Origin of the sequence: Streptomyces sp. AA1529, assembly GCF_000280905.1 — a bacterium.
Classification (GTDB): domain Bacteria; phylum Actinomycetota; class Actinomycetes; order Streptomycetales; family Streptomycetaceae; genus Streptomyces.
Genome location: NZ_ALAP01000054.1, coordinates 70,987 through 96,237 on the forward strand (window position 1 = coordinate 70,987; position 25,251 = coordinate 96,237).

Genomic DNA, 25,251 nt, shown 5'->3' on the forward strand with positions numbered 1-25,251 from the left:
TTCCGAGGAGTGCGTCGCGTCCGTCATCCCGGCACCTCCGTCGCCGCTTCCGCGCCGGCCTCCGGTGCGTCGCCGGCGGCCGGGTCCACGACCGCGAGCACCTGGTCCATCGCCACGGTGCTGCCCGCCGTGACCTCCAGTTCGGCCACCCGGCCCGCGTGCGGTGCCGTGATCACGTGTTCCATCTTCATGGCCTCCACCACCAGCAGGCTCTGGCCCGCGGCGACCTCGTCGCCGACGGCCGCCTTGACCACCGTGACGGTGCCCGGCATGGGCGCGGTCAGCGCGTCGGCGCCGTGTGCGCCACCGGCCCGCCGCAGCGCGTCCGCCACCGGGTCGTGGTCGCGCACCTGCCAGGCCTCGCCGTCCCTGCCCAGCCATACGCCCGGGGCGTCACCGTCCCCGCAGCGGACGCGGCTGAGGGTGCGGCTCATGCCGTCCCAGTCGAGCCGGACGGTCGGGCCGCCGGGCCCGGTGCCGGGGGCCAGTCGTGCCCGCACCGGGGTGGCGCCGTCGACGCTGACCTCCATCTCGCCCGGGGCCGGGAGTTCCTCGGGGCGCCTGCCGTCCGGCGCGGTGGGCCGGACCCGGACCGCCACGGGGTCGCGGCCCGGTACCCGCAGCGAGTGCACCGTCCAGGCCCGCTGCCCGCCGAGCCGCCACCCGGACGGCATCGAGAACGGGCTGATCCAGCCGCCGGTCGCCGGAGCGGCCGCCGCGGGCTGCGGCGGGCCGCCGGAGGTCTGTGCCGTGCCGGTCTCCGGAGTCAGCTCCGCCTGCCGCAGCAGGGCTGCCGCGCCGTACACCTCGTCGGGCACGCTCTCGGGCAGCAGTTCGGCCGCCACGCGATCCACCAGGCCGGTGTCCAGCTGGCCGGAGGCGACCTCGGGGTGACCGAGCAGGGCACGCAGGAACGCCGTGTTGGTGTCCACTCCGAGCACCGTCGTGCGGGCGAGCGCCGCGCGCAGCCCGCGCAGCGCGGCGGCCCGGTCGGGGCCCCAGGCGATGACCTTGGAGAGCATCGGGTCGTAGGTCGTGCCCACTTCGGTGCCCTCGGTGAGCCCGGAGTCGGTGCGCACTCCTTCGCCCTGTGGCTCCTCCAGCAGCAGCACCCGGCCGGCCGAGGGCAGGAAGTCCACGTGCCCGTCCTCGGAGCCGGGCGTGCGTCGCGCCGTCTCCGCGCAGATCCGGGCCTCCACCGCGTGCCCGTCGAGGGCGATCTCCGCCTGCCGGAAGGGCAGCGGCTCCCCGGCGGCCACCCGCACCTGCCACTCCACCAGGTCCAGCCCGGTGATCAGTTCGGTGACCGGGTGCTCCACCTGGAGCCGGGTGTTCATCTCCATGAAGTAGTAGGACCCGGAGCCGTCGCCCGGCACGATGAACTCGACCGTGCCCGCGCCCCGGTAGCCGCACGAGCGGGCCGCGTTCACCGCCGCCTGCCCCATCGCCTCGCGCGTCGCCGCGTCGAGCAGCGGGCTGGGCGCCTCCTCGATGATCTTCTGGTGGCGGCGCTGCAGCGAGCACTCGCGCTCTCCCAGGTGCAGGACGTTGCCGTGGCCGTCCGCCAGCACCTGGATCTCGATGTGCCGCGGCCGGTCGACCCACCGCTCGACGAGCAGCCCGTCGTCGCCGAAGGCGCCCTTGGCCTCGCGCCGCGCCGCGGCGATCTCGTCGGGCAGCGCCGCCTCGTCCCGCACCAGCCGCATGCCCTTGCCGCCGCCGCCCGCCGAGGGCTTGAGCAGCACCGGCAGACCCGTCTGCCGGGCGGAGGCGGCCAGTTCGGTGTCGGTCAGCCCGGTGCCCGAGGAGCCGGGGACCACCGGCACGTCCGCCGCGGACACCGTCTCCTTGGCGCGGATCTTGTCGCCCATCAGCTCGATGGCCTCCGCGGGCGGACCGATGAAGACGAGACCGGCCTCGGTGCAGCGCTGGGCGAACGCGGCGTTCTCGGCGAGGAAGCCGTACCCCGGATGGACGGCCTGCGCGCCGCTGCGGCGGGCCGCCTCCAGCAGCCGGTCCGCGCTCAGATAGCTGTGGACCGCCGCCGCGGGGCCGATCCGCACGGCCGTGTCGGCCTCGCGCACATGGCGGGCGTCGGCGTCCGCGTCGCTGTGCACCGCGACGGAGCGGATGCCGAGCCTGCGCAGCGTACGGATCACCCGCACCGCGATCTCGCCGCGGTTGGCGACCAGCACCGTGTCGAACATCGGCCCTCTCCTCGTCCTCACGACCCCGTGGCTCCCGGTCCCGGGGCGGTCCGCCCCGGTCGTGCTTCCGGCCGCGTCCGCGGTCCCCTTCGCGTTCGGCTGTGTCACGTCCGGCCCCTCACATCCGGAAGACGCCGAAGCGGGGCGCCTCCGGATCGCGTCCGGGCAGCGGGGCGTTGGCGCAGGCGGTCAGGGCCAGCCCCAGCACCTGGCGGGTCTCCAGAGGGTCGATCACCCCGTCGTCCCACAGCCGTGCCGTGGCGTAGTAGGCGTTGCCCTGGGATTCGTACTGCGCGCGGACCGGTGCGCGGAACTCCTCTTCCTCCTCGGGGCTCCACTCCTCGCCGCGGGCCTCCAACTGGTCCCGCTTGACGGTGGCCAGCACCGAGGCGGCCTGCTCCCCGCCCATCACGGAGATCTTGGCGTTCGGCCACATCCACAGGAAGCGCGGGCTGTAGGCCCGGCCGCACATCGAGTAGTTGCCGGCGCCGTAGGAGCCGCCGATCACGACCGTCAGCTTCGGCACCCGGGCGCAGGCCACCGCGGTGACCATTTTGGCGCCGTGCTTGGCGATGCCGCCCGCCTCGTAGTCCTTGCCGACCATGAAGCCGGAGATGTTCTGCAGGAAGAGCAGCGGGATGCCGCGCTGGTCGCACAGCTCGATGAAGTGGGCGCCCTTCTGGGCCGACTCGGAGAAGAGGATGCCGTTGTTGGCGACCACACCGACCGGGTGGCCGTGTACGTGGGCGAAGCCGGTGACCAGGGTGGTGCCGTACTCCGCCTTGAACTCCTGGAACCGCGAGCCGTCCACCACGCGGGCGATGACCTCGCGTACGTCGTAGGGGGTGCGGGAGTCGGCGGGGACCGCGTCGTAGAGCCCGGCCGGGTCCAGGGCCGGTTCCTCGGCGGGGCGCACGCTCCAGGGCAGGGCCGCGGCGGCGGGGGGCGCGGGGAGGGTGGCGACGATGTGGCGGACGATGCGCAGCGCGTGCGCGTCGTCCTCCGCCAGATGGTCGGTGACTCCGGAGATCCGGGAGTGGGTCTCGCCGCCGCCCAGTTCCTCGGCCGTCACGACCTCACCGGTCGCCGCCTTCACCAGTGGTGGCCCGCCGAGGAAGATCGTGCCCTGTCCGCGCACGATCACCGCCTCGTCGCTCATCGCGGGGACGTAGGCGCCGCCCGCGGTGCAGGAGCCGAGGACCGCGGCGATCTGCGGGACACCGGCGGCGGACATCCGGGCCTGGTTGTAGAAGATCCGGCCGAAGTGGTCCCGGTCGGGGAAGACGTCGTCCTGCATCGGCAGGAACGCGCCGCCGGAGTCGACCAGACAGAGGCACGGCAGCCGGTTCTCCAGCGCGATCTCCTGCGCACGCAGGTGCTTCTTGACCGTCATGGGGTAGTAGGTGCCGCCCTTGACGGTGGCGTCGTTGGCGACGACGACCACCTCGCGGCCGGCGACCCGGCCGATCCCCGCGATCACCCCGGCGGCGGGTGCCGCGTCGTCGTACATCCCGTCGGCCGCCAGCGGCGCGATCTCCAGGAAGGGGGAGCCGGGGTCCAGCAGCGCGTCCACGCGCTCCCGCGGCAGCAGCTTTCCCCGTGCCGTGTGCCGTTCGCGTGCCCGGGCACCGCCGCCGAGCCGGGCGCGCGCGAGTTTCTCCCGGAGCTGTCCGGCCAGCTCGCGATGGGCTCTGCGGTTCTCCGCGGCGGCGTCCGAGCCGGGGTCGAGGGTGCTGCTCAGGCGCGGCGCCGCGGGCCCGTGCCCGCTCACGTCCCGCACTGTTCGCTCGTTCATCCGACCGGCCCCCTCGCTCGCACGGCACCTCGCCCTTCCCGCCGCACCACCTCATGTCCGGCGCGGCGCACCACGGGCCGACACCGCTGCCGCGATCACCGCGGGCAGCACGGTCGGCGAACGCGGTTAGTCAGCGTTAACTCGACGCCTCAAGGTTAACGCTGACTAACGCGGCTGTCTAGAATGGTCCGCATGAGCACGAAGACGGCAGGCACGGCCGCACCCAGCCGACGGGAGCAGATCCTGCGGGAGGCCGCACGGCTCTTCGCCGAGCGCGGCTTCCACGGGGTGGGCGTCGACGAGATAGGGGCGGCGGTCGGCATCAGCGGCCCCGGTCTCTACCGCCACTTCGCGGGCAAGGACGCGATGCTGGCCGAGCTGCTGGTCGGGATCAGCCGGCGGCTCTACGACGGGGGGCGGCGCCGTGCCGAGGAGTCGGCGGCGGCGGATCTGCCGCCGGGTGCCGCGCTGGACGCGCTGATCGAGGGGCACATCGACTTCGCGCTGGACGACCGCGAGCTGATCACCCTGCACGACCGGGAGCTGGACCGGCTGCGGGAGGCCGATCGCAAGCAGGTGCGCAAGCTCCAGCGGCAGTACGTCGAGCTGTGGGTCTCGGCCGTCCGTGCGCTGTACCCGGGGCTGACCGAGCTGGAGGCCCGGGTCTCGGTGCACACCGTCTTCGGGCTGCTGAACTCGACGCCGCACCTGAGCGGTCCCTCGGCGCTGCCGGACCGGGAGACGACGGCGGCGCTGCTGCACCGCCTGGCCCGCGGCGCGCTCTCGTCCGCGGCGCCCCCGCCGGAGGGGCCGGGCGGCGGCTCCGCGGTGCGGGCCGAGTACCCGGCCGCCGGGCACGGTGAGGGGCCGGGCGCCCCGGCGCCGGGTGCCCCGGTCTGACGGGCGGGCGCGTCGCAGCGGTGTCTCCCGTCGGGGGGTGTGGCGGGTCGCCGGCACGCGCCGGGGCCGGTTCGCCCTGGACAGCCGAGGTGACTGCTCGGTAGCTTTGACATGTGTAGGCTGAGCAAGCGCTTAGCCATGCCGAGGTGACGAGGAGGCGTGCTGTGCGCCGCACGGTGTTCAACGAGGACCACGAAGCGTTCCGCCGGACGATCCGCGACTTCATCGCGGCGGAGGTCGTGCCCCATTACCCGCAGTGGGCCGAGCAGGGCTATGTCCCCAAGGACTTCTACAAGAAGCTCGGCGAGCTGGGCGTCTTCGGCATCGAGGTCCCCGAGGAGTACGGCGGCGCGGGGGAGACGAGCTTCAAGTACAACGCGGTGATCACCGAGGAGTGCGCCCGCGCCGGGGTCAGCTTCGGCGGCTCCAGCGTGCACACCGCGCTCTGCCTCCCCTACCTGCTCAAGTACGGCTCCGAGGAGCAGAAGAAGCGCTGGCTCCCGGCCTTCGTCTCCGGCGAGATGATGACCGCGATCGCCATGACCGAGCCGGGCACCGGTTCCGACCTGGCGGGGATGAAGACCACCGCCAAGCTGTCCGAGGACGGCACGCACTACATCCTCAACGGCGCCAAGACCTTCATCACCGGCGGTGTCCAGGCCGACCGGGTGCTGGTCTGCGCCCGCACCGCGGCTCCGGACCCGGCCGACCGGCGCGGCGGCATCTCCATCCTGGTGGTGGACGCCAGGAGCGAGGGCTACGCGGTCGGCCGCAAGCTGGAGAAGCTCGGGCTGCGCTCCTCCGACACCGCCGAGCTGTCCTTCACCGACGTCAAGGTGCCGGTCGAGGACCTGCTGGGCGAGGAGGGCAAGGCGTTCTCCTACCTCACCCACAACCTGCCCCAGGAGCGGCTGGGCATTGCGCTGGGCGCCTACGCGATGTCGGCGGCGGCGGTGCGCTTCGCCCACGAGTACGTCAAGGAGCGGACGGTCTTCGGCAAGGAGGTGGCCTCCTTCCAGAACACCAAGTTCGTGCTCGCCGACTGCAAGTCCGACGTGGACGCGATGCAGGCCGTCGTGGACCGCGCGCTGGAGGCGCTGGACGCCGGTGAGCTGACCCCCGCGGACGCGGCCTCGGCCAAGCTGTTCACCACCGAGACCGCGGCCCGGGTCATCGACAAGTGCCTCCAGTTGCACGGCGGGTACGGCTACATGCTGGAGTACCCGATCGCCAACCTGTACGCGGACACCCGCGTCTCGCGCATCTACGGCGGCACCAGCGAGGTCATGCGCTCCATCGTCGCGAAGTCGATGGGCCTGTGAGCGGCCCGGCGCCGACGCGGCACCACCGGGCGGCCGCGGCGACATGAGCCAGGAACTGACCGACCTGCTCGATCTGCTCGACCTGGAGCGGATCGAGCAGGACATCTTCCGGGGTGGCAGCCGCGCCTCCCTGGTGCCCCGGGTCTTCGGCGGACAGGTCGCGGCGCAGGCGCTGGTCGCCGCCTGCCGCACCGTCCCGGCCGGGCGGCTGCCGCACTCCCTGCACGCGTACTTCCTGCGTCCGGGGGACCCCGGGGCGCACATCGTCTACACCGTGGACCGGATACGCGACGGCCGGTCCTTCACCACGCGCCGGGTGGTGGCGGTGCAGCACGGGCAGCCGATCTTCCATCTGTCCGCCTCGTTCCAGACGCACGAGGAGGGGATGGAGCACCAGGAGCCGATGCCCCCGGCGCCCGATCCGGAGACGCTGCCGACCGCGGAGGAGACGATGCCGCGCCACCGGGAGCTGTTCGTCGACCCGCAGGTGCCCGAGCGCCTGCTGCGGGCGCGGGCCGCGGTGGATCTGCGGTATGTCGAGGAGCCGCCGTTCGCCCGGGTCGGCAGCCGCAGCGAGCCGCGCTCCCAGGTGTGGTTCCGCACCAACGGGAAGCTGGACGGCGAGCTGGACGACCCGATGCTGCACATCTGCCTGGCGACCTATGTCTCGGACATGACGCTGCTGGACTCCGTGCTGCTCGCGCACGGCCGGGGCGGCTGGGCCGTCGGTGACGTGGTCGGGGCCTCCCTGGACCACGCGATGTGGTTCCACCGCCCGTTCCGCGCGGACGAGTGGCTGCTCTACGACCAGGAGTCGCCCACGGCGCAGGGCGGCCGGGGGCTCGGCAAGGGGCGGATCTTCACCCGGGACGGGCGGCTGGTCGTCTCCGTGATCCAGGAGGGGGTCGTCCGGGTTCCCCGGGAGCGGCGTGCGGAGGCGCCGGGTGGCGCGGCGGATCAGCCCGCGAGCCCCGCGGCGGACAGCAGGTAGGCGGTCATCGGCTCGTAGTAGCGCGGGTCGACCACGTGGTCGTCCAGGGGCACGGCGACCTCCAGCGTGCCCTCCGCCTCGCCCAGGAAGAGCGCGGGGTCGTTGCAGTCGGCGAATCCGACGGTGGTCAGCCCCTGCTGTGCGGCCCGGCCGGCCCAGCCGTGGTCGGCCACGACCAGGTCGGGCAGCGGTTCGCCGGCCTGCTCCAGGCCCAGCAGCACGCCCGCCATCGGCTGGGGGGAGTGCGTGTGCCACAGGGAGGCGCCCCGCTCGTAGACGGCGACGCCCTGGAACTGGACGATGACGCCCTCGTCGGCGAAGACCCGCAGCGGGGTGCGGACGATGTCGCAGCCGGCGGAGCGCAGCGCGGTGGCGAGGGTGCCGTGCATGTCCAGCAGCGCGCCGGGGTGCCCGGTGGCGAACAGCACCCGGGCGCGTGCCTCCGCCGCCTTGCGGAGTTCGGCGGCGGCCCGGTCCAGGGCCGCCACGGTCAGCTCCGGGTCGATGGTGTCCTGGCCGCTGCGGTAGTCCGGGTCGTCGTTGACGCCGCAGCGTTCGGCCATCACCGCGAGGACGTCCTGCTCGTCCGCCCAGCGTTCGCCCAGCTCCAGGCCGAGCCAGTAGTGCCGGTCGCCGTTGGCGAGCTTGCGGTAGTGGGAGAGGTTGTTCTCCCGCGGCGTGGCGACGTCCCCCGCGATCCGGGCGCGCACCAGGTGGCTGGTCAGCTCGGCACGGGAGGGCGCCGGCGGGAGCGGCAGGGCCAGGGGCACGGGCGAGAGCGGCTGCGACATGTACCCATTGTGGCTCGTACTGTCGCTCGATGGACGGAGTGTCCAAAAGGCGGGGTACGCTCCTGCGGACCGTCCAACGGCGGACGGAGGTATTCCGCCTAGGCTCGACGGTATGACCAGCAGCGACATACCCACTTCCGAGAGCGCTCCGACCCCCCGCGGCCCCGTCGACTCCTCGCGGGTGCCCCGCTACGCCGGTCCGGCGACCTTCGCCCGGCTGCCGCGGATCGACGAGACGGGCGGCCGCGCCGACGTCGCCGTGGTCGGCGTCCCCTTCGACACCGGTGTCTCCTACCGGCCGGGCGCCCGCTTCGGCGGCAACGCGATCCGGGAGGCGTCCCGGCTGCTGCGGCCCTACAACCCGGCGCAGGACGCCTCGCCGTTCGCGCTGGCACAGGTCGCGGACGCCGGGGACATCGCCGTCAACCCGTTCGACATCGGCGAGGCCGTCGAGACGGTGGAGGAGGCGGCCGGCTCCCTGCTGGACTCCGGCGCCCGGCTGATGACGCTCGGCGGCGACCACACCGTCGCCCTGCCGCTGCTGCGGGCGATGGCGCGCAAGCACGGCCCCGTCGCGCTGCTGCACTTCGACGCGCACCTGGACACCTGGGACACCTACTTCGGCGCCGCCTACACGCACGGCACCCCCTTCCGGCGGGCGGCCGAGGAGGGGCTGCTGGACACCTCGGCGCTCTCCCACGTGGGCACCAGGGGGCCGCTGTACGGGAAGCGCGACCTGGACGACGACGCGAAGATGGGCTTCGGCATCGTCACCTCGGCGGACGTGATGCGGCGCGGGGTGGACGAGGTGACCGACCAGCTCCGGCAGCGCATCGGCTCCCGTCCGCTGTACGTGTCGGTGGACATCGACGTGCTCGATCCGGCGCACGCCCCGGGTACGGGTACGCCGGAGGCGGGTGGGATCACCTCGCGGGAGCTGCTGGAGATCCTGCGCGGGCTGTCCGGCTGCCATCTCGTCTCGGCCGACCTGGTGGAGGTCGCGCCCGCCTACGACCACGCGGAGATCACGTCGGTCGCGGCTTCCCACACGGCGTACGAGCTGACGACGCTGATGACGCGGCAGATCGCGGCCGCTCGCGGCTGACGGAAGCGTCCCGGATGAGTGGGTTCCGGCCGTGTTGCGGGCGCGGCCCCTCCGGCGCTTCGTACGTGTGCGGACGGTCCCCGCGCCCGGCGGGCGGACCGCCCCCGTTCGGGACACCGAACGGCCCAGGTCGGCGGGGGCTTGACGGGGTGCCGGAAATCATCCGCTCAATCACGGAGCGCCACTGATTTAATACGGGACGTTACTGAATTTGATCGGTCGATGTGCATTTCGTGGAAGTTGTCGACAGACTGCACAAGCGATCCCGCGGGAAGACGGCGCGGAGCGGTCGCGGAGTCGGCCTCGTGGGGGGTGCCGGCCCGCACGCACCCAGGGACGCGCCGTCGGTGGCCGGGGCGGCCACGGTGGAGCCACGTGCTCGCCTGGCCGCCTTCGGCCACTCTTCGTCCCTCTCAGCCCCTTTCATCCCCCCTTACCCCCTTCGTCCCTTTCCGGGTCCTTTCGTCCCCCTCCGGCACCCTGTTCCCGCACCCGCTCCGGCCCGGTCCGGAATGAAAGCCCGCTCTCCCGATGTTGGGCACTCGGCAGGAACGGTCAGGCCGACGTGAAGGGACTGGGGACGCGGTGACGGAGGAGAGTGCGGGTACGCCGGGCTGGGCCCGGCGGCTGGCCGGGTACTGCTGGCGGTACAGGCGCGCGGTGGTGCTCGCGCTGGGCGCCTCGCTCGGCGGCATGGCCGTCATGGCGCTCGTCCCGCTGCTGACCAAGGTCATCATCGATGACGTGGTGGTCGGCGGCCAGGACGGCCTGTGGGCCTGGATCGGACTGCTCGTCGCCGCGGCAGCCGTCATCTACGTACTGACCTACGTCCGCCGCTACTACGGCGGACGGCTCGCGCTGGACGTCCAGCACGACCTGCGCACCGAGATGTACCGCTCGATCGTCCGGCTGGACGGCCGCAGCCAGGACGAGCTGTCCACCGGCCAGGTGGTCGGCCGCGGCACCAGCGACCTCCAGCTCGTCCAGAGCCTGCTGTTCATGCTGCCGATGATGATCGGCAACGTGCTGCTGTTCCTGGTGGCGCTCGTCGTGATGCTCGTCCTCTCCCCCTTGCTGACCCTGGTGTCGATCGCGGTCTTCCCGCTGCTGTGGTGGGTCGCCGACCTGAGCCGCAAGCGGCTCTTCCCCGCCACCTGGTACGCGCAGCAGCAGGCCGGGGCGGTCGCCTCGGTGGTGGACGGCTCGGTCAGCGGCGTCCGCGTGGTCAAGGGCTTCGGCCAGGAGGCGCAGGAGACCGGGAAGCTCCGGGCCGTCAGCCGGAAGCTGTTCGCGGGCCGGCTGCGCACGGTGCGCCTCAACGCGCGCTACACCCCCGCTCTGCAGGCCGTACCCTCGCTCGGCCAGGTCGCCATGCTCGCGCTCGGCGGCTGGATGGCCACCCGCGGCGAGATCACACTGGGCACCTTCGTCGCCTTCTCCACCTACCTGGCCCAGCTGGTCGGCCCGGTCCGGATGCTGGCCATGATGCTCACCGTCGGCCAGCAGGCCAGGGCCGGCGTCGAGCGGGTCTACGACCTGATCGACACCGAACCGCAGATGGCCGAGAGCCCGCACGCCCGCGACCTGCCCGCGTCCGCGGACGCCTCCGTGGAGTTCGAGGACGTCAGCTTCGGTTACGCGGCGGACACCCCCGTGCTGGACGGCTTCAGCCTGCGCATCGCACCCGGCGAGACGGTCGCGCTGGTGGGGGCCAGCGGCAGCGGCAAGTCCACCGTCTCCATGCTGCTGCCGCGCTACTACGACGTGACCGGCGGCGCGGTGCGCGTGGGCGGGCAGGACGTGCGCGAGCTGACCCTGGACTCGCTGCGCTCCGCCATCGGGCTCGTCCCCGAGAACCCCTTCCTGTTCTCCTCCTCCCTCCGGGAGAACATCGCCTACGGCGCCCCCGACGCCACCGACGAGGAGATCCGCGCCGCAGCCCGGGCCGCCCAGGCCGACCGGTTCGTCCAGGAGCTGCCGGACGGCTACGAGACCACCGTCGGCGAACAGGGGCTGACCCTCTCCGGCGGCCAGCGGCAGCGCATCGCCCTCGCCCGCGCCCTGCTCACCGACCCGCGGCTGCTGCTCCTGGACGACGCCACCTCGGCCGTGGACGCGCGCGTGGAGCACGAGATCCACGAGGCGCTGCGCGAGGTGATGGCCGGCCGCACCACCCTGCTGATCGCCCACCGGCAGTCCACCCTGGCGCTGGCCGACCGGATCGCGGTGCTGGACGGCGGCCGGCTGGCCGACATCGGCACCCACGAGGAACTGGTCGGGCGCTGCGCCCTCTACCGGCGGCTGCTGACCGACCCGGACGAACTCGGTGACGTGGAGCGCGACCCGGCCGGAATGGCCGTGCACGACGCGCACGACACCGTCGACGGGGTGACCCCCGAGCTGTGGGTGCGCGAGCAGGAGCCGGGAAGCGACGGCGCTCTGCCGGGCGGCGGCAGCGGAACCGCCGCCGCGCAGGCCGGCCGGCCCGGGGCCTTCGGCACCGAACTGGCGGGCCTGCCCGGCAGCCCCGAACTGCTCGCCAGAGTGGCCGCGCTGCCCCCGGCCGACGACCTGCCCGAGGTGGACGAGGAGCGCGCCGAGCGGCGTGAGGACTCCTACGGACTGCGTCGCCTGCTGCGCGGCTTCGGCGCCGCCCTGCTGGTCGCCCTGGTCTTCGCCGCGCTGGACGCCGGGTTCGGGCTGGTGCTGCCCGTGCTGATCCGGCACGGCATCGACGACGGGGTGGAGAAGGGCGCGCTGGGCGCGGTCTGGTTCGCCGCCGGGCTGGCGCTGGCCGTGGTCGTCGCGCAGTGGGCCGCCCAGACCGGCTCGCTGCTGCTGACCGGACGCACCGGCGAGCGGGTGCTCTACGCCCTGCGGGTGAAGATTTTCGCGCAACTGCAGCGGCTGGGCCTCGACTACTACGAACGGCACCAGGCGGGCGCCGTGATGACCCGGATGACGACCGACGTCGACGCGCTCTCCACGTTCCTGCAGACCGGGCTGGTCACCGCTGTCGTGTCGCTCTTCACCTTCCTGGGCATCCTCGGCGCGCTGCTGGTGCTCGACGTCCAACTGGCGCTGGTGGTCTTCGCGACGCTGCCGCTGCTGGTCGTCGGCACCTATTTCTTCCGCAGGCAGAGCGTCAAGGCGTACGAACTGGCCCGGGAGCGGGTCAGCGTGGTCAACGCCGACCTGCAGGAGTCGGTCGCCGGGCTGCGGATGGTGCAGGCGTTCCGCGGCGAGGAGCGCGGCGCCGAACAGTTCGCACGCCGCAGCGACGGCTACCGCCGGGCCCGGGTGCGCGGCCAGTGGCTGATCTCGGTCTACTTCCCCTTCGTGCAGCTCCTGGCCGCCATGGCGACCGCCGCGGTACTCGTCGTGGGTGCCGGGCGGATCGAGGACGACACGCTGACGGCCGGGGCCCTGGTGGCCTACCTGCTCTACATCGAGCTGTTCTTCGCGCCGGTGCAGCAGCTCTCGCAGGTCTTCGACGGCTATCAGCAGGCAGCCGTCTCGCTGCGCCGCATCCAGGAGCTGCTGCGCGAGGAGAGCAGCACGCCCGCCGCCGCCTCGCCGCGGGAGGTGGCCGCACTGCGCGGCGGGATCGAGTTCCGGGACGTGCACTTCCACTACGCCACCGAGGACCCCGCCGGTGCGCCGGGGGAGCAGGCGGCGCTCTCGGACATCCGGCTGACCATTCCGGCCGGGCAGACGGTCGCCTTCGTCGGCGAGACCGGTGCGGGCAAGTCCACCCTGGTCAAGCTGGTCGCACGGTTCTACGACCCGACCCGCGGCGCCGTCCTGGCGGACGGTGCGGATCTGCGCGGCATCGACCTGACCGGCTACCGGCACCGGATCGGCGTGGTGCCCCAGGAGCCCTACCTCTTCCCCGGGACCGTGCGGGACGCCATCGCCTACGGGCGGATGGACGCGACGGACGCGGAGGTGGAGGCGGCGGCCCGGGGGGTCGGTGCGCACGACATGATCGCCTCCCTGTCGGGCGGGTATCTGCACGAGGTGGACGAGCGGGGCCGCAACCTCTCGGCCGGGCAGCGGCAGCTGATCGCGCTGGCCCGGGCCGAACTGGTGGACCCCGCGATCCTGCTGCTGGACGAGGCGACGGCGGCGCTCGACCTGGCGACCGAGGCGCTGGTCAACCAGGCCACCGACCGGCTGGCCGGGGAACGGACCACCCTGGTGGTGGCGCACCGGCTGACGACGGCCGCGCGCGCCGACCGCGTGATCGTCCTCGACCAGGGGCGGATCGCCGAGGACGGCACCCATGAGGAGCTGGTGGCGCTCGGCGGGCGCTACGCGGAGCTGTGGCGGACCTTCGCCGGGGAGACGGCGGGCGGCTCCGAGCACGCGGTGGTGTGAACCCGCCTGCCAGCCGCGGTCGGGGCGCCGCGGGGCCGGGTGGGCGCCGCTCGCCCGGCCCGGTACGGGGTGCCGGTACGGGGCGCTTGGCCCGGAGCGGTCAGCGCCCGCGGTTGCGCGGGTGCGCCCGGGCGGTGCGCTCGTTGCCGCGCTTGTAGTCGCCCGTCCAACGGGCCATGACCAACTGCTCGTCCCCCGCGGACACTTCCTGGAGGAAGCGCTGGGCCCGCCCGTCGCGCAGCGTGGTGACCGGGCGGCCGCGGTGGCTGATCACCACCGTCCGCGCGGGGCCGCGCTGCTCATAGGTGAATCCGTGTGGCTGCGGCATGTGCCGACGGTACGCCTCAGACCTCGCACAGGCCGACCAGATATTCGTCGACCGTCTGCACCTGGCCCCAGGGCAGCGGCTCCGAACCGCTGCGCCAGTGCAGCGCGGAGATCTCCTCGGTCGGGGTGAAGGGCAGCACCTCGGCCAGTTCGCCGGTGAAGACGGCGCCGTAGAGCACCCGCCGCTCGGGGCCCAGCGAGGTGCGGGCGAATCCGGCGAAGCGCAGGGCCGCCGGGTCGACCGTCTGGCCGGTCTCCTCGCGCAGTTCACGGCGGGCGGCGCTGCGCGGGCTCTCGCCCTCCTCGATGCCGCCGCCGGGCAGCTCCCAGCAGGCGCGGCTGCGTACGTGCACCATCAGCAGCTTCCCGGCGTGCCGCACGACCAGCAGGACGTAGCCGACCGGGGCGTCCGGGAAGCGGGTGTCCTCGGGTTCGGTGTGGAAGGAGAGCAGCCGCATCTCGCGCGGGCCGGTGGCCAGCGGTGCGGGCGGGGTGGGAGGCACGGAGTGGTCCATGGGCGGCAGCGTAACGGCGACCGCCGACAGGGCGGTTCGCACCGCTGAGCGGTGCTCGTTCACCCGTATGCGTACAGCGGGTCGGTGTCGGGGTCTGGCAAAGCCGGTCGGACGCCGATAGGTTCACGACGACTTTTGACGTAGTAAGGGGAGGGTGAATGCGTAAAACGCTCAGATGGTTGCTGTCTCTGGTGGTGCTGATAGGCACCTTCAGTGTCGGCAGTGCCTCGGCGGGGGCCGCCACCGCGGCAGATCCCGCGGCCGGCCAGGACATCAAGGACCGCATCCTCGCGGTGCCCGGGATGAGCCTCATCGAGGAGAAGCCCGTCGACGGATACCGCTTCTTCCTGCTCAACTACGAACAGCCGGTGGACCATCGACGTCCCTGGAAGGGCACGTTCAAACAGCGCATCTCCATCCTGCACAAGGACACCAACCGGCCCACGGTCTTCTTCACCAGCGGCTACAACCTCAACACCAACCCCAGCCGCAGTGAGCCGACGCAGCTGACGGACGGCAACCAGGTCTCCATGGAGTACCGGTTCTTCACGCCCTCCAGGCCCGACCCCGCGGACTGGTCGAAGCTGACCATCTGGCAGGCGGCCAGCGACCAGCACCGCATCTACCAGGCGCTCAAGAAGATCTACCGCAAGAACTGGATCGCGACCGGCGGCAGCAAGGGCGGCATGACCGCGACGTACTACCGCCGCTTCTATCCGCGTGACATGGACGGGACAGTCCCCTACGTGGCGCCCAACGACGTCCGCAACGACGAGGACTCCGCGTACTACCGCTTCTTCCGCAACGTCGGCTCCGAGGAGTGCCGGGACCGGCTCAACGGCGCGCAGCACGAGATCTTCGAGCGGCGCGGCGCGATGGTCTCCCGGATCAAGGCGTGGGCCAAGGAGAACGACTACACCTTCAAGCTGGCCGGCAGCGCCGACCGGGCGTTCGAACTGGTCGCGCAGGACCTCGTCTGGGGCTTCTGGCAGTACCACCTGGAGAGCGAGTGCGATCAGGTGCCCGCCACCGACGCCTCCACGGACACGCTCTACAAGTGGGCCGACGAGATCGGCGGCTGGTCGGCCGGCACCGACCAGGGCATCACCCCCTATGTGCCGTACTACTACCAGGCCGGCACCCAGATGGGGTCGCCCGACTACGAGGAGCCCCTCCTCGACGACGTGCGCAAGTACCCGGGCCTGAACGTGCCGAGCACCTACGTGCCGCGCAGCATCCCGGTGGAGTTCAACAAGCACGACAGGGCGATGCGCGACATCGACCGCTGGGTGCGCCACCGCTCCTCGCAGATGCTCTACATCTACGGTGAGAACGACCCGTGGGGCGCCGAGCCGTTCCGTCCCGGCCGGCACACCAAGGACACGGCCGTCTTCTGGGCGCCCGGACAGGACCACGGCGCGCGGATCGCCACCCTCGAGGACGACGACCGGGCCGCCGCCACCAAGATGGTGCTGGAGTTCGCCGGACTGGACCACGACGCGGACAAGAAGAAGCCCGAGCGCCTGACGAAGTACGACAGGAAGCTGGACAAGCCCCGGAAGCACACGCTGGAGCTGCGTCCCTGACGCGGGCCCGCGTCCCTGACGCGGCTGCCGGCGGCGCCCTCCCGCTCGCGGCGGGGCGCCGCCGTTCGGGTCCGGCCGGGCGGCCACGTCCGAAGGAGCCGCCCGGGGGCCGGGCCGCTCGCGCTCCGGGCGGTCCGGCCCCGTCCGGCCCGGGCGGTTCAGGCCGCTTCGGCCAGCAGACCCAGCAGATGGCCGCGGACCCCGGGCAGCAGCGCGGGCAGCTCCCGGGCCTGTGGGAACCAGCGCTTCTCGTACTCCCAGCACAGCCACTCGACGCCCGCGCCGGCCTGCGCGTCCGTCGCCCGGGTCAGCACGTCCGCGACCTCGGTGAGCGGCAGCACGCCCTCGCCGGGCGCCAGCGGCGTGAGGTCCTCCCGCGAGGCGATGTCCTTCACCTGCACATAGCCCAGATACGGGGCGAGCAGCCGGTAGGTCTCCGCCGGGTCCTCGCAGCCCCGCCAGGTGTGCATGACATCCCACAGGGCTCCGGCGCCCGGGTGGTCGACCGCGCTCAGGACCCGTGTCACGTCCGCGCCGGTGGCGTGCGAGTCGTGCGTCTCCAGCAGCACCCGCACCCCCAGGTCGGCGGCGATGACGGCGGCCTGCCGCAGCCGCCGCACGGCGTTCGCGTCGCCCTCCGCGACATCCGGGCCGCCGCCGGGGAAGACCCGGGCGTACGGCGCGCCCAGGTCGTGGGCCAGCTCCAGCAGGGCGCGCACCTCCGCCAGCACCGGCGCGTCCTCGCCGCTCTCGGCCATCCGCGGGTATCCGGCGACGCTCAGCGGCGCGAGACCGGCCTCCGCGAACTGCGCCGCCACCCGCTGCCGTGCGGCGCGGTCGAGACCGGGGTGCACGGGCTCCTCCGGGTGGGCGCGCAGTTCGACGCCGTGGAAGCCCGAGTCGGCGGCCAGCCGCAGTACTTCGTCGACGGGCATGCCGGGCACGCCGAGCGTGGAGAACGCGAGTCGCATGCGCTCACCCGACCAGATGCCCTCCCGTGCGGCAAGACTCCGGGAGTTCGTGTCGCCGCGCCGGCCGGGCCGGGCCGCGCGGCGGCTCCGGCCGGGCGCGTCCGCGAGGGGCTCATGCTCCGGCGCGGGGCACAGCGGTGGAGGCGCGGACCACCAGCGCGTGCGGCATGGTCGTCGTCCCGCCCGGCGGGGCCGGCCGGGTGCCCAGGGCGAGCTGTCCGGCGACGGCACCGGCTTCCTGCAGCGGCAGCCGCACGGTGGTCAGTCCGGGCGCGGCGTCGGCGCTGAAGGGCAGGTCGTCGAAACCGGCCACCGACACGTCCTGCGGGACGCGCAGCCCGGCGTCCCGCAGGGCGGCGCAGACGCCGAGCGCGACGGTGTCGTTGGCGGCCAGCACGGCGGTCGTCTCCGGTGCCCTGCGCAGCAGTTCGACGGCGCCCCGGTAGCCGCAGGAGCGGTCGTAGCCGCCCGCGTGCACGGTCAGCCGCTCCGCCCGGTCCGGACCGGCGGCTCCGTGCGCCGCCAGCGCCGCCCGATGGCCCGCCAGCCGGTGCCGGGTGGTGGTCCGCTCCGAAGGTCCGGCGACGTAGCCGATGTGCCGGTGGCCCAGTGCCAGCAGATGCGCGGTCAGCGCGTGCGCGCCCCCGCGGTTGTCGAAGGCCACGGTCAGCACGGCACCGCGCGCCGCCCGCCGGGCGCTCCTGCCCCGCGCCGCCGCGACCGGCCGTGCGTCCGGCTCGCAGTCCGGCCCCGGAACCGCGGCGGCTTCCGCGTCCGGCCCCGGCATCGCCGTCGCGTCCGGCTCCAGGGGGTCCAGCGGCGGTCGGCCGCACAGCACGATCCGGGTGCCGCCCGCGGCGAGCCGCCTCAGACGTGCGGCCAGGGACGCGCGGTGCGCCGGGTCCTCGACCGCTCCGCCGGTCAGCACGATGGCCGCCGCCCGCTGGCGCTGCAGCAGGGTGAGGTAGGTCAGCTCGCGTTCGGGCGAGCCGCCGGTGTTGCAGACCACGGCGAGTCTGCGCGGCACCCGGTCGTCCGTGCCGCTGTCCAGTTCGCCCTGCACGGCTCCGGCGACGATGCCGAAGAACGGGTCGGCGATGTCGTTGACGAGGATGCCCAGCAGGTCGGAGCTGGCGGCGGCGAGTGCGCTGGCGGGGCCGTCCACCACGTACTCCAGCTCGGCCACGGCGCGCAGCACGCGGCTCCTGGTGGTGCCCGCGACGGGGTAGTCGCCGCTCAGCACGCGGGAGACGGTCGCGGAGGAGACACCGGCGCGGGCGGCGACGTCCGCCAGGGTCACTGCCATCCGTCCGCCCCTCGTTCCTCCGCCTCGTCCCGGGTCGACGACATGTTCCCATGCGCTCCGCCGGCCACCGTGCCGCCCGCCAACTCCCTTGCCGGGCAGTGCTGCTGGAGCTACCGTGAGTCGTTGGCCGCTAGAAAGCGCTTACTACGTGTCGACGCCACCGCGCGGACGCGCCCGTCGAACCGGGCGCCGCGACAGCAGGGAGACGAGCACACGTGTCACGCAGGACGATCCGCATCGCCATGAACGGCGTCACCGGCCGGATGGGCCACCGCCAGCACCTCGTGCGCTCCCTGCTCGCGCTGCGCGAGGAGGGCGGGCTAGACCTGGGCGGCGGCCGGAGACTGTGGCCCGAACCCGTCCTGGTGGGCCGCCGGGAGGACAAGCTGCGCTCCCTCGCGCAGCAGCACGGACTGGACCCGCGGGCCGTCTCCACCGACCTGGACGCGGTGCTGGCGGACGACAGCATCGACATCTACTTCGACGCACAGATCACCTCCGAGCGCCTCGCGGCACTGCGCAAGGCCGTCGCGGCCGGCAAGCACGTCTACGCCGAGAAGCCCACCGCCACCTCGCTCGACGGCGCCCTGGAGCTGGCCAGGGCGGCGACCCGGGCCGGGGTCGAGCACGGCGTCGTCCAGGACAAGCTCTTCCTGCCCGGGCTGCGCAAGCTCGCCCGGCTGGTCAGGGGCGGCTTCTTCGGCCGGGTGCTCTCGGTGCGGGGCGAGTTCGGCTACTGGGTCTTCGAGGGCGACTGGCAGAGCGCCCAGCGGCCCTCGTGGAACTACCGCGCCCAGGACGGCGGCGGCATCGCCGGTGACATGTTCCCGCACTGGGAGTACGTGCTGCACCACCTCTTCGGCCGGGTCACCTCCGTCCAGGCCCACCTGGCCACCCACCTGCCGCACCGCTGGGACGAGCGGGGCGAGCCCTACCGGGCCACGGCGGACGACTCCGCGTACGGCATCTTCACCCTGGAGGGCGGCGCCGTCGCCCAGATCAACTCCTCCTGGGCGGTGCGGGTGCACCGCGACGAACTGCTCGAGTTCCAGGTGGACGGCACCGAGGGCTCCGCCGTCGCCGGTCTGCGCGGCTGCCGCTACCAGCACCGGGCCGGCACCCCCAGGCCGGTGTGGAACCCGGACCTGCCCGCCGCCGAGCGGTTCCGCGACCAGTGGCAGGAGGTGCCCGACAACGACGGGGACGAGGAGACCAACGGCTTCAAGGCCCAGTGGGAGCTCTTCCTGCGCCGCGTCGCCGACCGGGACGGCACCGGTCCGGGCGACCACGGCGGTGAGCGGGGTGACGGGGGTGACGGGGACGCCCGGGGAGAGGCCGCCGGGCCGTGCCCCTGGGATCTGCTCGCGGGCGCCCGCGGCGTGCAGCTCGCCGAACTGGCCCGCACCTCCTCGGCGGAGGGCCGCCGCATCGAGGTGCCGGAGCTGGCGCCGTGATCCGGCTGCCCGACCCCGCCACCGGGGGCCTGCGCACCCGCGAACCCCGCCACGTCCCGGCACCCGCGGTACGCGGACGCCACCGCGAGGGCACTGGGGCCCGCACCCGGCCCGCCTCCCGCAGGCTCCTGGCCGCCGCCCACGTGGTGGCCGACCCGCTGGCCGACGTGCCGCCCGACGGCCCCGCGGCGCTCGACTGGGACGCCACCCTCGCCTTCCGGCACCACCTGTGGAGCCATGGGCTGGGGGTCGCCGAGGCCATGGACACCGCACAGCGCGGTGCGGGCCTGGACCGGGCGGGAGCCGGCGAGCTGATCCGGCGTACGGCAGCCGAGGCGAAGGCGGTCGGCGGGCAGGTGGCCTGCGGTGTGGGCACCGATCTGCTGGACCCCCGGGCACCGGACCGGGACCGGCCGGCCGCCTCCGCGGAGACGGCCGCGGTCGTCGCCGCCTACGAGGAGCAGCTGGAGCTGACCGAGGAGGCGGGCGCGCAGGCCGTCCTGCTGGCCTCCCGCGGACTGGCGGCCGTCGCGCGCGGTCCGGAGGACTACGAGCACGTCTACGGCTCCCTGCTGCGGCAGGTGAGCACCCCGGTCGTGCTGCACTGGCTGGGGCCCGCGTTCGACCCCGCGCTGGAGGGCTACTGGGGCAGCCGCGACCCGGACGCGGCCGCCGGCACCCTGCTGCGCATCGTCGCGGCGCACCCCGGGAAGGTGGACGGGGTGAAGGTCTCGCTGCTGGACGCGGACCGCGAAGTGGCGCTGCGGCGGCGGCTGCCGGCCGGGGTGCGCTGCTACACCGGGGACGACTTCCACTACCCGCAGCTGATCGAGGGCGACCGGGCGGGCCACAGCGACGCGCTGCTGGGGGTCTTCGATCCGCTGGCGCCGTTCGCCGCGCAGGCCGCGGCACTGCTGGACGCGGGGGACACGGCGGGGTTCCGTGCGGTGCTCGACCCGACCGTCGCGCTGGCCCGGCACCTCTTCCAGGCGCCGACCCGCCACTACAAGACCGGTGTGGTGCTGCTCGCCTGGCTCTGCGGGCACCAGGAGCACTTCACCATGGTCGGCGGGCTCCAGTCGGCGCGCTCGCTGCCGCATCTGGCACGTGCCTGGGAACTGGCGGACGAGCTGGGCCTCTTCCCCGACCCGGAGCGCGCCGAGCACCGGATGAAGCAGCTGCTCGCGGTGGGGGGAGTGGTCCAGTGAGTCGGCCACGCACCACCAGGGAGGGCCTGGCGCGGCTCTCGGTGAACCAGGAGACCGTGCGCCAGCTCTCACTGCCCGAACTGGCCCGCGGCGCGGCCGAGCTGGGCATCGGCGGCGTCGGACTGTGGCGCGAGCCGGTGCGGGCCCACGGTCCGGCTGCCGCGGCCCGCCTGATGCGGCGGCACGGACTGGCCGTCACCTCGCTGTGCCGGGGCGGCTTCTTCACCGCGCGGGAGCCCGCGGCGCGCCGCGCGGCGCTGGACGACAACCGCGCGGCGCTCGACGAGGCGGCCGAACTGGGCACCGGTGTCCTGGTGCTGGTCCCCGGCGGGCTGCCGGAGGGGGAGCGGGACCTGGCGGCGGCGCGCGAGCGGGTCGCCGACGCGCTCGCCGAACTCGTCCCCGCCGCCCGGGAGCGCGGCGTACGGCTGGCACTCGAACCGCTGCACCCGATGTACGCCGCGGACCGGTGCGTGGTCTCGACCCTCGGTCAGGCCCTCGACCTCGCCGGCCGGTTCCCCGCCGAGGAGGTCGGGATCGTGGCCGACGCCTACCACCTGTGGTGGGACGAGCGGGTGCCGCGGCAACTCGCGCACGCGGGCGCGCAGCACCGCATCGCGCTCCTCCAGCTCGCCGACTGGGTCACCCCGCTGCCCGCGGGAGTGCTGCTGGGGCGCGGCCAGTTGGGGGACGGCGCCATCGATCTGCGGGCCTTCCGCGGCTGGACGGACGCGGCGGGCTACCGGGGCCCGGTGGAGGTGGAGATCTTCAACCCGGCGCTGTGGGAGCGGGAGGGCACCCAGGTGCTGCGGGAGACCGCGGCGCGGTACCTCCGGCATGTCCTGTAGGTGCCGAATGCGAAGGGCCCGGTCCGCGGACCGGGCCCTTCGAGACGTCCACCTGCCGGGTCAGAACGGCACGCCGCAGCGCAGCACCACGTTCGCGTAGGGCTTGGCCTCCCCGGTGCGCACCACCAGCCGGGCCTGCCGGGTCAGCGCCTTCAGTTCCTCGTGCGGCACCAGTTCCAGCTCCGGGAAGTGCCCCTCCAGCAGTGCGCCGCACTCGGGGTTGGCCTGCCGCACCTCTGCCGCGGCACGCGCGCCCTCCACCTCCAGCTCCGCCAGGAGGCCGGCGAGCACCTCGGCGAAGCCGGGCACCCCGGCGCGGAAGGCCAGGTCCACCACGTCGGGTCCCTCCGGGATGGGGAGGCCGACGTCGCACACCACGACCAGGTCGGTGTGCCCGAGCCGGGCCAGGGCGCCGCTGAGGTGGCGGTTGAGGATTCCGGATTTCTTCATGCCGCGCTCTCCTGGCCGGCGGCCTCGACGTCCGCCGCGCTCGGGTAGGACTCCTGGGCCCCCGGGCGGGTCACCGCGAGGGCGCCGACGCGCACCGCGTAGCGCACCGCTTCCACCAGTCCGTCGCCGCGGCCCAGCCGCCAGCCCAGCGCGCCGGTGAAGGCGTCGCCCGCGCCGGTGGTGTCCACGGCCCGCACCCGTGGACTGGGCACCCGGACCGTGCCGGTGCCCTCCGCCTCCTGCGAGCCCACGCCGGGTCCGGCCACCAGCGCGCCCTCGGCGCCCAGCGTGACCACGACACTGCGCGGGCCCAGACCCAGGAGCGCACCCGCCCACTCCTCGGGATCCGGGCCCGGGGACTGCCCGGGGTCCGCATCCGGCGACTGCCCGCCGGCCAGCAGCAGCCGCGCCTCGTGCTCGTTGAGCACCAGCGGATCGCAGAGGGCCAGTACGTCCGGTGGCAGCGGCGCGGGTGGTGAGGGGTTGAGTACCACCCGTGCCCCGTGTTCGGCGGCGGATCGCGCCGCCGCGGCGACCGTCTCCAGGGGGATCTCCAGCTGGAGGGAGACGACGGCGGCGGCCTCGAAGAGGTCGCGCGCCGCTGCCACGTCGTCGGGCGTGAGACGGGCGTTGGCACCGGGGGAGACGACGATGCTGTTGTCGCCGGCCGCGTCCACGGTGATGAGGGCGACGCCGGTCGGAGCGTCCTCGCCCTCGGCGGCACCGCCGGTGCCGCTGCCGTCCACCGTGCCGGGCGCGTCCGCCGCTCCGGTCAGGAGCCCCGCCGGGTCGGCACCGGCCGCCCGCTGCGCCTCGGCCAGCATGCGGCCGTACGCGTCGGCACCGACGCGTGCGAGCAGGGTGGTGCGGGCGCCGAGTCGGGCGGCTGCCGCCGCCTGGTTCGCGCCCTTGCCGCCCGGGTGGATCACCATGTCCGACCCGAGCACCGTCTCACCGGGGCCCGGTCGGCGTTCGAGGCCGATGACCAGGTCGGCGTTGGCGGAACCTACGACCAGCAGGTCGTATCCGTGCATCCGGGGTGCTCCTTCTCGTCCCGCGCGGGTGCGGGTGTCCGCGGCGGGCCGTTCAGCCTGTCGTCCGTCCGGCTCCCGGTCAGGAGAAGCGGTCGACGTTCTTCTTGGTGACGACCTTCACCGGGACCTTGATCTGCTTGTCGACGCTGGAGCCGTCGATGACGCGCATGGCGTTGCGGACCGCCATCTTGCCGAGCTCGGACGGCTGCTGGGCGACGGTCGCGTTGATGGTGCCCTTCTTGATGGCCTTCATCGCGTCACCGGTGCCGTCGAAGCCGACGATCTTGACGGACTTGCCCGCCTTGGAGCCGAGCGCCTTGACCGCGCCGAGCGCCATCTCGTCGTTCTCCGCGAAGACCGCGTCGATCTCCGGGTGCGACTGCATGGCGTTGGTGGTCACGTCCAGGCCCTTGGTGCGCTGGAAGTCCGCGGGCTGCTTGGTGACGACCTTGATGCCCGGGAACTCCTTCAGGCCCTGCTTGAAGCCCTTGCCGCGCTCACGGGATGCGGAGGTGCCGGTCTGGCCCTGGAGCCACAGGACCTGGCCCTTGCCGTCGAGCTGCTCGGCGATCTCCTTGGCGGCCTTCTCGCCGCCCGCCACGTTGTCGGAGGCGACGGTCGTCTTGATGTCGGCCTTGTTGACGCTGCGGTCGGCGGCGATGACCGGGATCTTCGCGTTGTTGGCGGCCTTGACCGAGGGGGCCGCGGCATCCGAGTCGACCGGGTTGATGATGATCGACTTCACCTGCTGGGAGGTGAAGTTCTGGATCTGGTTGGCCTGCTGCGAGGCGTCGTCCGAGGCGTTCTGGACGCTCAGTTCGGCGCCCTGGGCCTTGGCCTCCTCCTCGGCGCCCTTCTTCATCTGGACCATGAAGGGCTGGTTGAGCGCGGATATGGCGAAGCCGATCTTGGGCTTCTCCTTGCCGTCACTCGAGCCGCCGCCCGAGCCACAGGCCGTTGCGGTCAGCGCGACTGCCGTGGCCATGACGACGACAGACGTGTTCGTTCTCTTGCTCATTGCTGCATTCCTTGCAGTCGGCAGATGGATGAACTACGCGAGCTCCCCCGTCGCATAAAGATCATGCGCGGCGACGCAGTGTATCGAGGAGCACGGCGAGCGCAATAACTACCCCAATGACGACCTGCTGCCAGAAAGCGGAAACATCGAGCAGGTTGAGTCCATTGCGCAGAACAGCGAGGATAAGGGCCCCGATCAGTGTTCCGGAAGCCTTGCCCACGCCTCCGGCCAGACTGGCACCACCAATGACGACCGCGGCAATCGCGTCCAGTTCGTAACCTTCGGCAGCCGTCGGCTGGGCCGAGGCGAGCCGCGAGGCCAGGACGATCCCGGCGACCGCGGCGAAGGCACCCACCAGGGTGTAGATCACCAGCTTCTGGCGGCGGACCCGGATACCGGACAGGTGCGCGGCCTCCTCGTTGCCGCCGATCGCGTACATCGACCGGCCGCTGTAGGTGCGGTTGAGCACCAGCGCCGCCAGCAGACCCATCAGGATCATCACGATGACCGGTACCGGCAGCCACTCACCGACCGTCTTGCCGATCCAGGAGAGGGAGTCCGGCAGCACCACGGGGCTGCCCTCGGAGACGACCTGGGCCAGACCGCGCGCCGCCGAGAGCATCGCGAGGGTCGCGATGAACGGGGGCAGCTTGCCGTAGGAGATCAGGATGCCGTTCAGCAGTCCGCAGGCGGTGCCCGCAAGGATCGCCAGCAGTACGCCGAGGAAGACCGGCATGCCCTGGGTGGTGGTGAACCAGCCCAGCATCACCCCGGAGAAGGCGGCCACCGAGCCGACCGACAGGTCGATGCCCCCGGAGACGATGGCGAACGTGACGCCGAAGGCCAGGATCGCGGTCACGGCCGCCTGGACGCCGACGTTGAGCAGGTTCGTCGCGGTGAAGAAGTTGCTGGTCCAGAACGACAGCACCAGCACCAGGACGAGCAGCGCGACCAGCGCGCCGTTGTCCTGCAGTACGCGCCCTGTGTCCTCCACGACGCGACGGGCCGGGTTCGGCCCTCGCTTGCCGCCGGGGCGCTTGTCC

General features: G+C 73.2%; 18 protein-coding genes and 1 pseudogene. 9 read left to right on the forward strand and 10 right to left on the reverse strand.

From position 1 onward, the window contains the following. Positions 1-23: 23 nt before the first annotated feature. Entirely contained in the window at positions 24-2,207 is a 2,184-nt protein-coding gene (locus A949_RS0116355; protein WP_019357093.1) for an ATP-binding protein, read from the reverse strand. 118 nt (positions 2,208-2,325) lie between these two features. Continuing rightward, positions 2,326-4,002, reverse strand: coding sequence for a carboxyl transferase domain-containing protein (locus tag A949_RS0116360; RefSeq protein ID WP_051019518.1), 1,677 nt, complete (start codon positions 4,000-4,002; stop codon positions 2,326-2,328). Between the two features lie 192 nt (positions 4,003-4,194). Here A949_RS0116360 and A949_RS33665 point away from each other — a divergent pair, with 192 nt between their 5' ends. The 3 genes from A949_RS33665 to tesB all read left to right on the forward strand — a co-directional run bounded on the left by A949_RS33665 (position 4,195) and on the right by tesB (position 7,215). Beyond that, positions 4,195-4,902, forward strand: a complete 708-nt coding sequence (locus A949_RS33665; RefSeq protein WP_078565454.1) for an SACE_7040 family transcriptional regulator — start codon at positions 4,195-4,197, stop codon at positions 4,900-4,902. A 164-nt stretch (positions 4,903-5,066) separates the two neighbouring features. Beyond that, positions 5,067-6,224 carry an acyl-CoA dehydrogenase family protein gene (locus A949_RS0116370; protein ID WP_019357096.1) on the forward strand — a complete coding sequence of 386 codons (1,158 nt, stop codon included), beginning with the start codon at positions 5,067-5,069 and terminating at the stop codon, positions 6,222-6,224. A gap of 43 nt (positions 6,225-6,267) precedes the next feature. Next, on the forward strand, positions 6,268-7,215 hold the full coding sequence (gene tesB / locus A949_RS0116375; protein WP_019357097.1) for an acyl-CoA thioesterase II: 948 nt from the start codon (positions 6,268-6,270) through the stop codon (positions 7,213-7,215). On the opposite strand, the gene A949_RS0116380 is transcribed toward tesB, so the two are convergent. Then, positions 7,182-8,006 carry a phosphatase gene (locus tag A949_RS0116380; protein ID WP_019357098.1) on the reverse strand — a complete coding sequence of 275 codons (825 nt, stop codon included), beginning with the start codon at positions 8,004-8,006 and terminating at the stop codon, positions 7,182-7,184. The two genes, tesB and A949_RS0116380, sit on opposite strands and share 34 nt — an antisense overlap. A 112-nt stretch (positions 8,007-8,118) precedes the next feature. Between A949_RS0116380 and speB the strand changes: the two genes are divergently transcribed. Together speB and A949_RS33670 are read left to right on the forward strand one after the other, a co-directional pair. Continuing rightward, on the forward strand, positions 8,119-9,111 hold the full coding sequence (speB, locus tag A949_RS0116385) for an agmatinase (protein WP_019357099.1): 993 nt from the start codon (positions 8,119-8,121) through the stop codon (positions 9,109-9,111). Between the two features lie 585 nt (positions 9,112-9,696). Further along, a complete protein-coding gene (locus tag A949_RS33670) occupies positions 9,697-13,491 on the forward strand; it encodes an ABC transporter transmembrane domain-containing protein (protein ID WP_019357100.1) in 3,795 nt (1,264 codons plus the stop codon). 100 nt (positions 13,492-13,591) lie between these two features. Here the strand turns inward: A949_RS33670 and A949_RS0116395 are convergent, their stop codons facing one another. After that, the gene (locus tag A949_RS0116395; RefSeq protein ID WP_019357101.1) at positions 13,592-13,819 is read right to left on the reverse strand and encodes a hypothetical protein; all 228 of its coding nucleotides are present in this window, start codon (positions 13,817-13,819) and stop codon (positions 13,592-13,594) included. Positions 13,820-13,835: 16 nt separating this feature from the next. After that, on the reverse strand, positions 13,836-14,333 hold the full coding sequence (locus A949_RS0116400; RefSeq protein WP_051019525.1) for an NUDIX hydrolase: 498 nt from the start codon (positions 14,331-14,333) through the stop codon (positions 13,836-13,838). Positions 14,334-14,491: 158 nt separating this feature from the next. Here A949_RS0116400 and A949_RS0116405 point away from each other — a divergent pair, with 158 nt between their 5' ends. After that, positions 14,492-15,919 (forward strand): S28 family serine protease, encoded by a 1,428-nt coding sequence (locus A949_RS0116405; RefSeq protein ID WP_026004712.1) that lies wholly within the window; start codon positions 14,492-14,494, stop codon positions 15,917-15,919. 158 nt (positions 15,920-16,077) lie between these two features. On the opposite strand, the gene A949_RS0116410 is transcribed toward A949_RS0116405, so the two are convergent. Together A949_RS0116410 and A949_RS0116415 are read right to left on the reverse strand one after the other, a co-directional pair. After that, complete coding sequence (locus A949_RS0116410; protein WP_019357104.1) at positions 16,078-16,890, reverse strand: sugar phosphate isomerase/epimerase family protein; 813 nt, start codon at positions 16,888-16,890, stop codon at positions 16,078-16,080. Between the two features lie 112 nt (positions 16,891-17,002). Next, positions 17,003-18,196, reverse strand: a complete 1,194-nt coding sequence (locus tag A949_RS0116415; RefSeq protein WP_019357105.1) for a LacI family DNA-binding transcriptional regulator — start codon at positions 18,194-18,196, stop codon at positions 17,003-17,005. A 215-nt stretch (positions 18,197-18,411) separates the two neighbouring features. On the opposite strand from A949_RS0116415, the gene A949_RS0116420 reads away from it, so the two are divergent. From A949_RS0116420 to A949_RS0116430, 3 genes are read left to right on the forward strand one after another with little or no spacing between them, the layout of a single operon-like run. Next, entirely contained in the window at positions 18,412-19,650 is a 1,239-nt protein-coding gene (locus A949_RS0116420) for a Gfo/Idh/MocA family protein (RefSeq protein WP_026004713.1), read from the forward strand. Next, positions 19,647-20,858 carry a dihydrodipicolinate synthase family protein gene (locus A949_RS0116425; RefSeq protein ID WP_019357107.1) on the forward strand — a complete coding sequence of 404 codons (1,212 nt, stop codon included), beginning with the start codon at positions 19,647-19,649 and terminating at the stop codon, positions 20,856-20,858. The genes A949_RS0116420 and A949_RS0116425 overlap by 4 nt, the downstream gene beginning before the upstream one ends. Continuing rightward, positions 20,855-21,706: a sugar phosphate isomerase/epimerase family protein gene (locus A949_RS0116430; RefSeq protein WP_051019520.1), complete on the forward strand. Its 852-nt coding sequence runs from the start codon at positions 20,855-20,857 to the stop codon at positions 21,704-21,706. Before A949_RS0116425 ends, A949_RS0116430 begins: the two co-directional genes overlap by 4 nt. A 60-nt stretch (positions 21,707-21,766) precedes the next feature. Here A949_RS0116430 and rbsD read toward each other — a convergent pair whose 3' ends face one another. From rbsD to A949_RS39130, 3 genes and pseudogenes are all read right to left on the reverse strand, one after another. Next, positions 21,767-22,156, reverse strand: a complete 390-nt coding sequence (gene rbsD / locus A949_RS0116435; RefSeq protein ID WP_019357109.1) for a D-ribose pyranase — start codon at positions 22,154-22,156, stop codon at positions 21,767-21,769. Further along, on the reverse strand, positions 22,153-23,190 hold the full coding sequence (locus A949_RS0116440) for a ribokinase (RefSeq protein ID WP_019357110.1): 1,038 nt from the start codon (positions 23,188-23,190) through the stop codon (positions 22,153-22,155). The genes rbsD and A949_RS0116440 overlap by 4 nt, the downstream gene beginning before the upstream one ends. A gap of 79 nt (positions 23,191-23,269) precedes the next feature. Continuing rightward, a pseudogene (locus A949_RS39130) lies at positions 23,270-25,202 on the reverse strand (ABC transporter permease/substrate-binding protein). Positions 25,203-25,251: the final 49 nt, after the last annotated feature.

What these genes read in the sequence shown, in the direction of transcription:
- A949_RS0116355 (WP_019357093.1), bottom strand. Translation starts at nt 2,207, where the DNA reads ATGTTCGACACGGTGCTGGTCGCCAACCGCGGCGAGATCGCGGTGCGG.
- A949_RS0116360 (WP_051019518.1), bottom strand. Translation starts at nt 4,002, where the DNA reads ATGAACGAGCGAACAGTGCGGGACGTGAGCGGGCACGGGCCCGCGGCG.
- A949_RS33665 (WP_078565454.1), top strand. Translation starts at nt 4,195, where the DNA reads ATGAGCACGAAGACGGCAGGCACGGCCGCACCCAGCCGACGGGAGCAG.
- tesB (WP_019357097.1), top strand. Translation starts at nt 6,268, where the DNA reads ATGAGCCAGGAACTGACCGACCTGCTCGATCTGCTCGACCTGGAGCGG.
- A949_RS0116380 (WP_019357098.1), bottom strand. Translation starts at nt 8,006, where the DNA reads ATGTCGCAGCCGCTCTCGCCCGTGCCCCTGGCCCTGCCGCTCCCGCCG.
- speB (WP_019357099.1), top strand. Translation starts at nt 8,119, where the DNA reads ATGACCAGCAGCGACATACCCACTTCCGAGAGCGCTCCGACCCCCCGC.
- A949_RS0116395 (WP_019357101.1), bottom strand. Translation starts at nt 13,819, where the DNA reads ATGCCGCAGCCACACGGATTCACCTATGAGCAGCGCGGCCCCGCGCGG.
- A949_RS0116400 (WP_051019525.1), bottom strand. Translation starts at nt 14,333, where the DNA reads ATGGACCACTCCGTGCCTCCCACCCCGCCCGCACCGCTGGCCACCGGC.
- A949_RS0116405 (WP_026004712.1), top strand. Translation starts at nt 14,492, where the DNA reads ATGCGTAAAACGCTCAGATGGTTGCTGTCTCTGGTGGTGCTGATAGGC.
- A949_RS0116410 (WP_019357104.1), bottom strand. Translation starts at nt 16,890, where the DNA reads ATGCGACTCGCGTTCTCCACGCTCGGCGTGCCCGGCATGCCCGTCGAC.
- A949_RS0116415 (WP_019357105.1), bottom strand. Translation starts at nt 18,196, where the DNA reads ATGGCAGTGACCCTGGCGGACGTCGCCGCCCGCGCCGGTGTCTCCTCC.
- rbsD (WP_019357109.1), bottom strand. Translation starts at nt 22,156, where the DNA reads ATGAAGAAATCCGGAATCCTCAACCGCCACCTCAGCGGCGCCCTGGCC.
- A949_RS0116440 (WP_019357110.1), bottom strand. Translation starts at nt 23,190, where the DNA reads ATGCACGGATACGACCTGCTGGTCGTAGGTTCCGCCAACGCCGACCTG.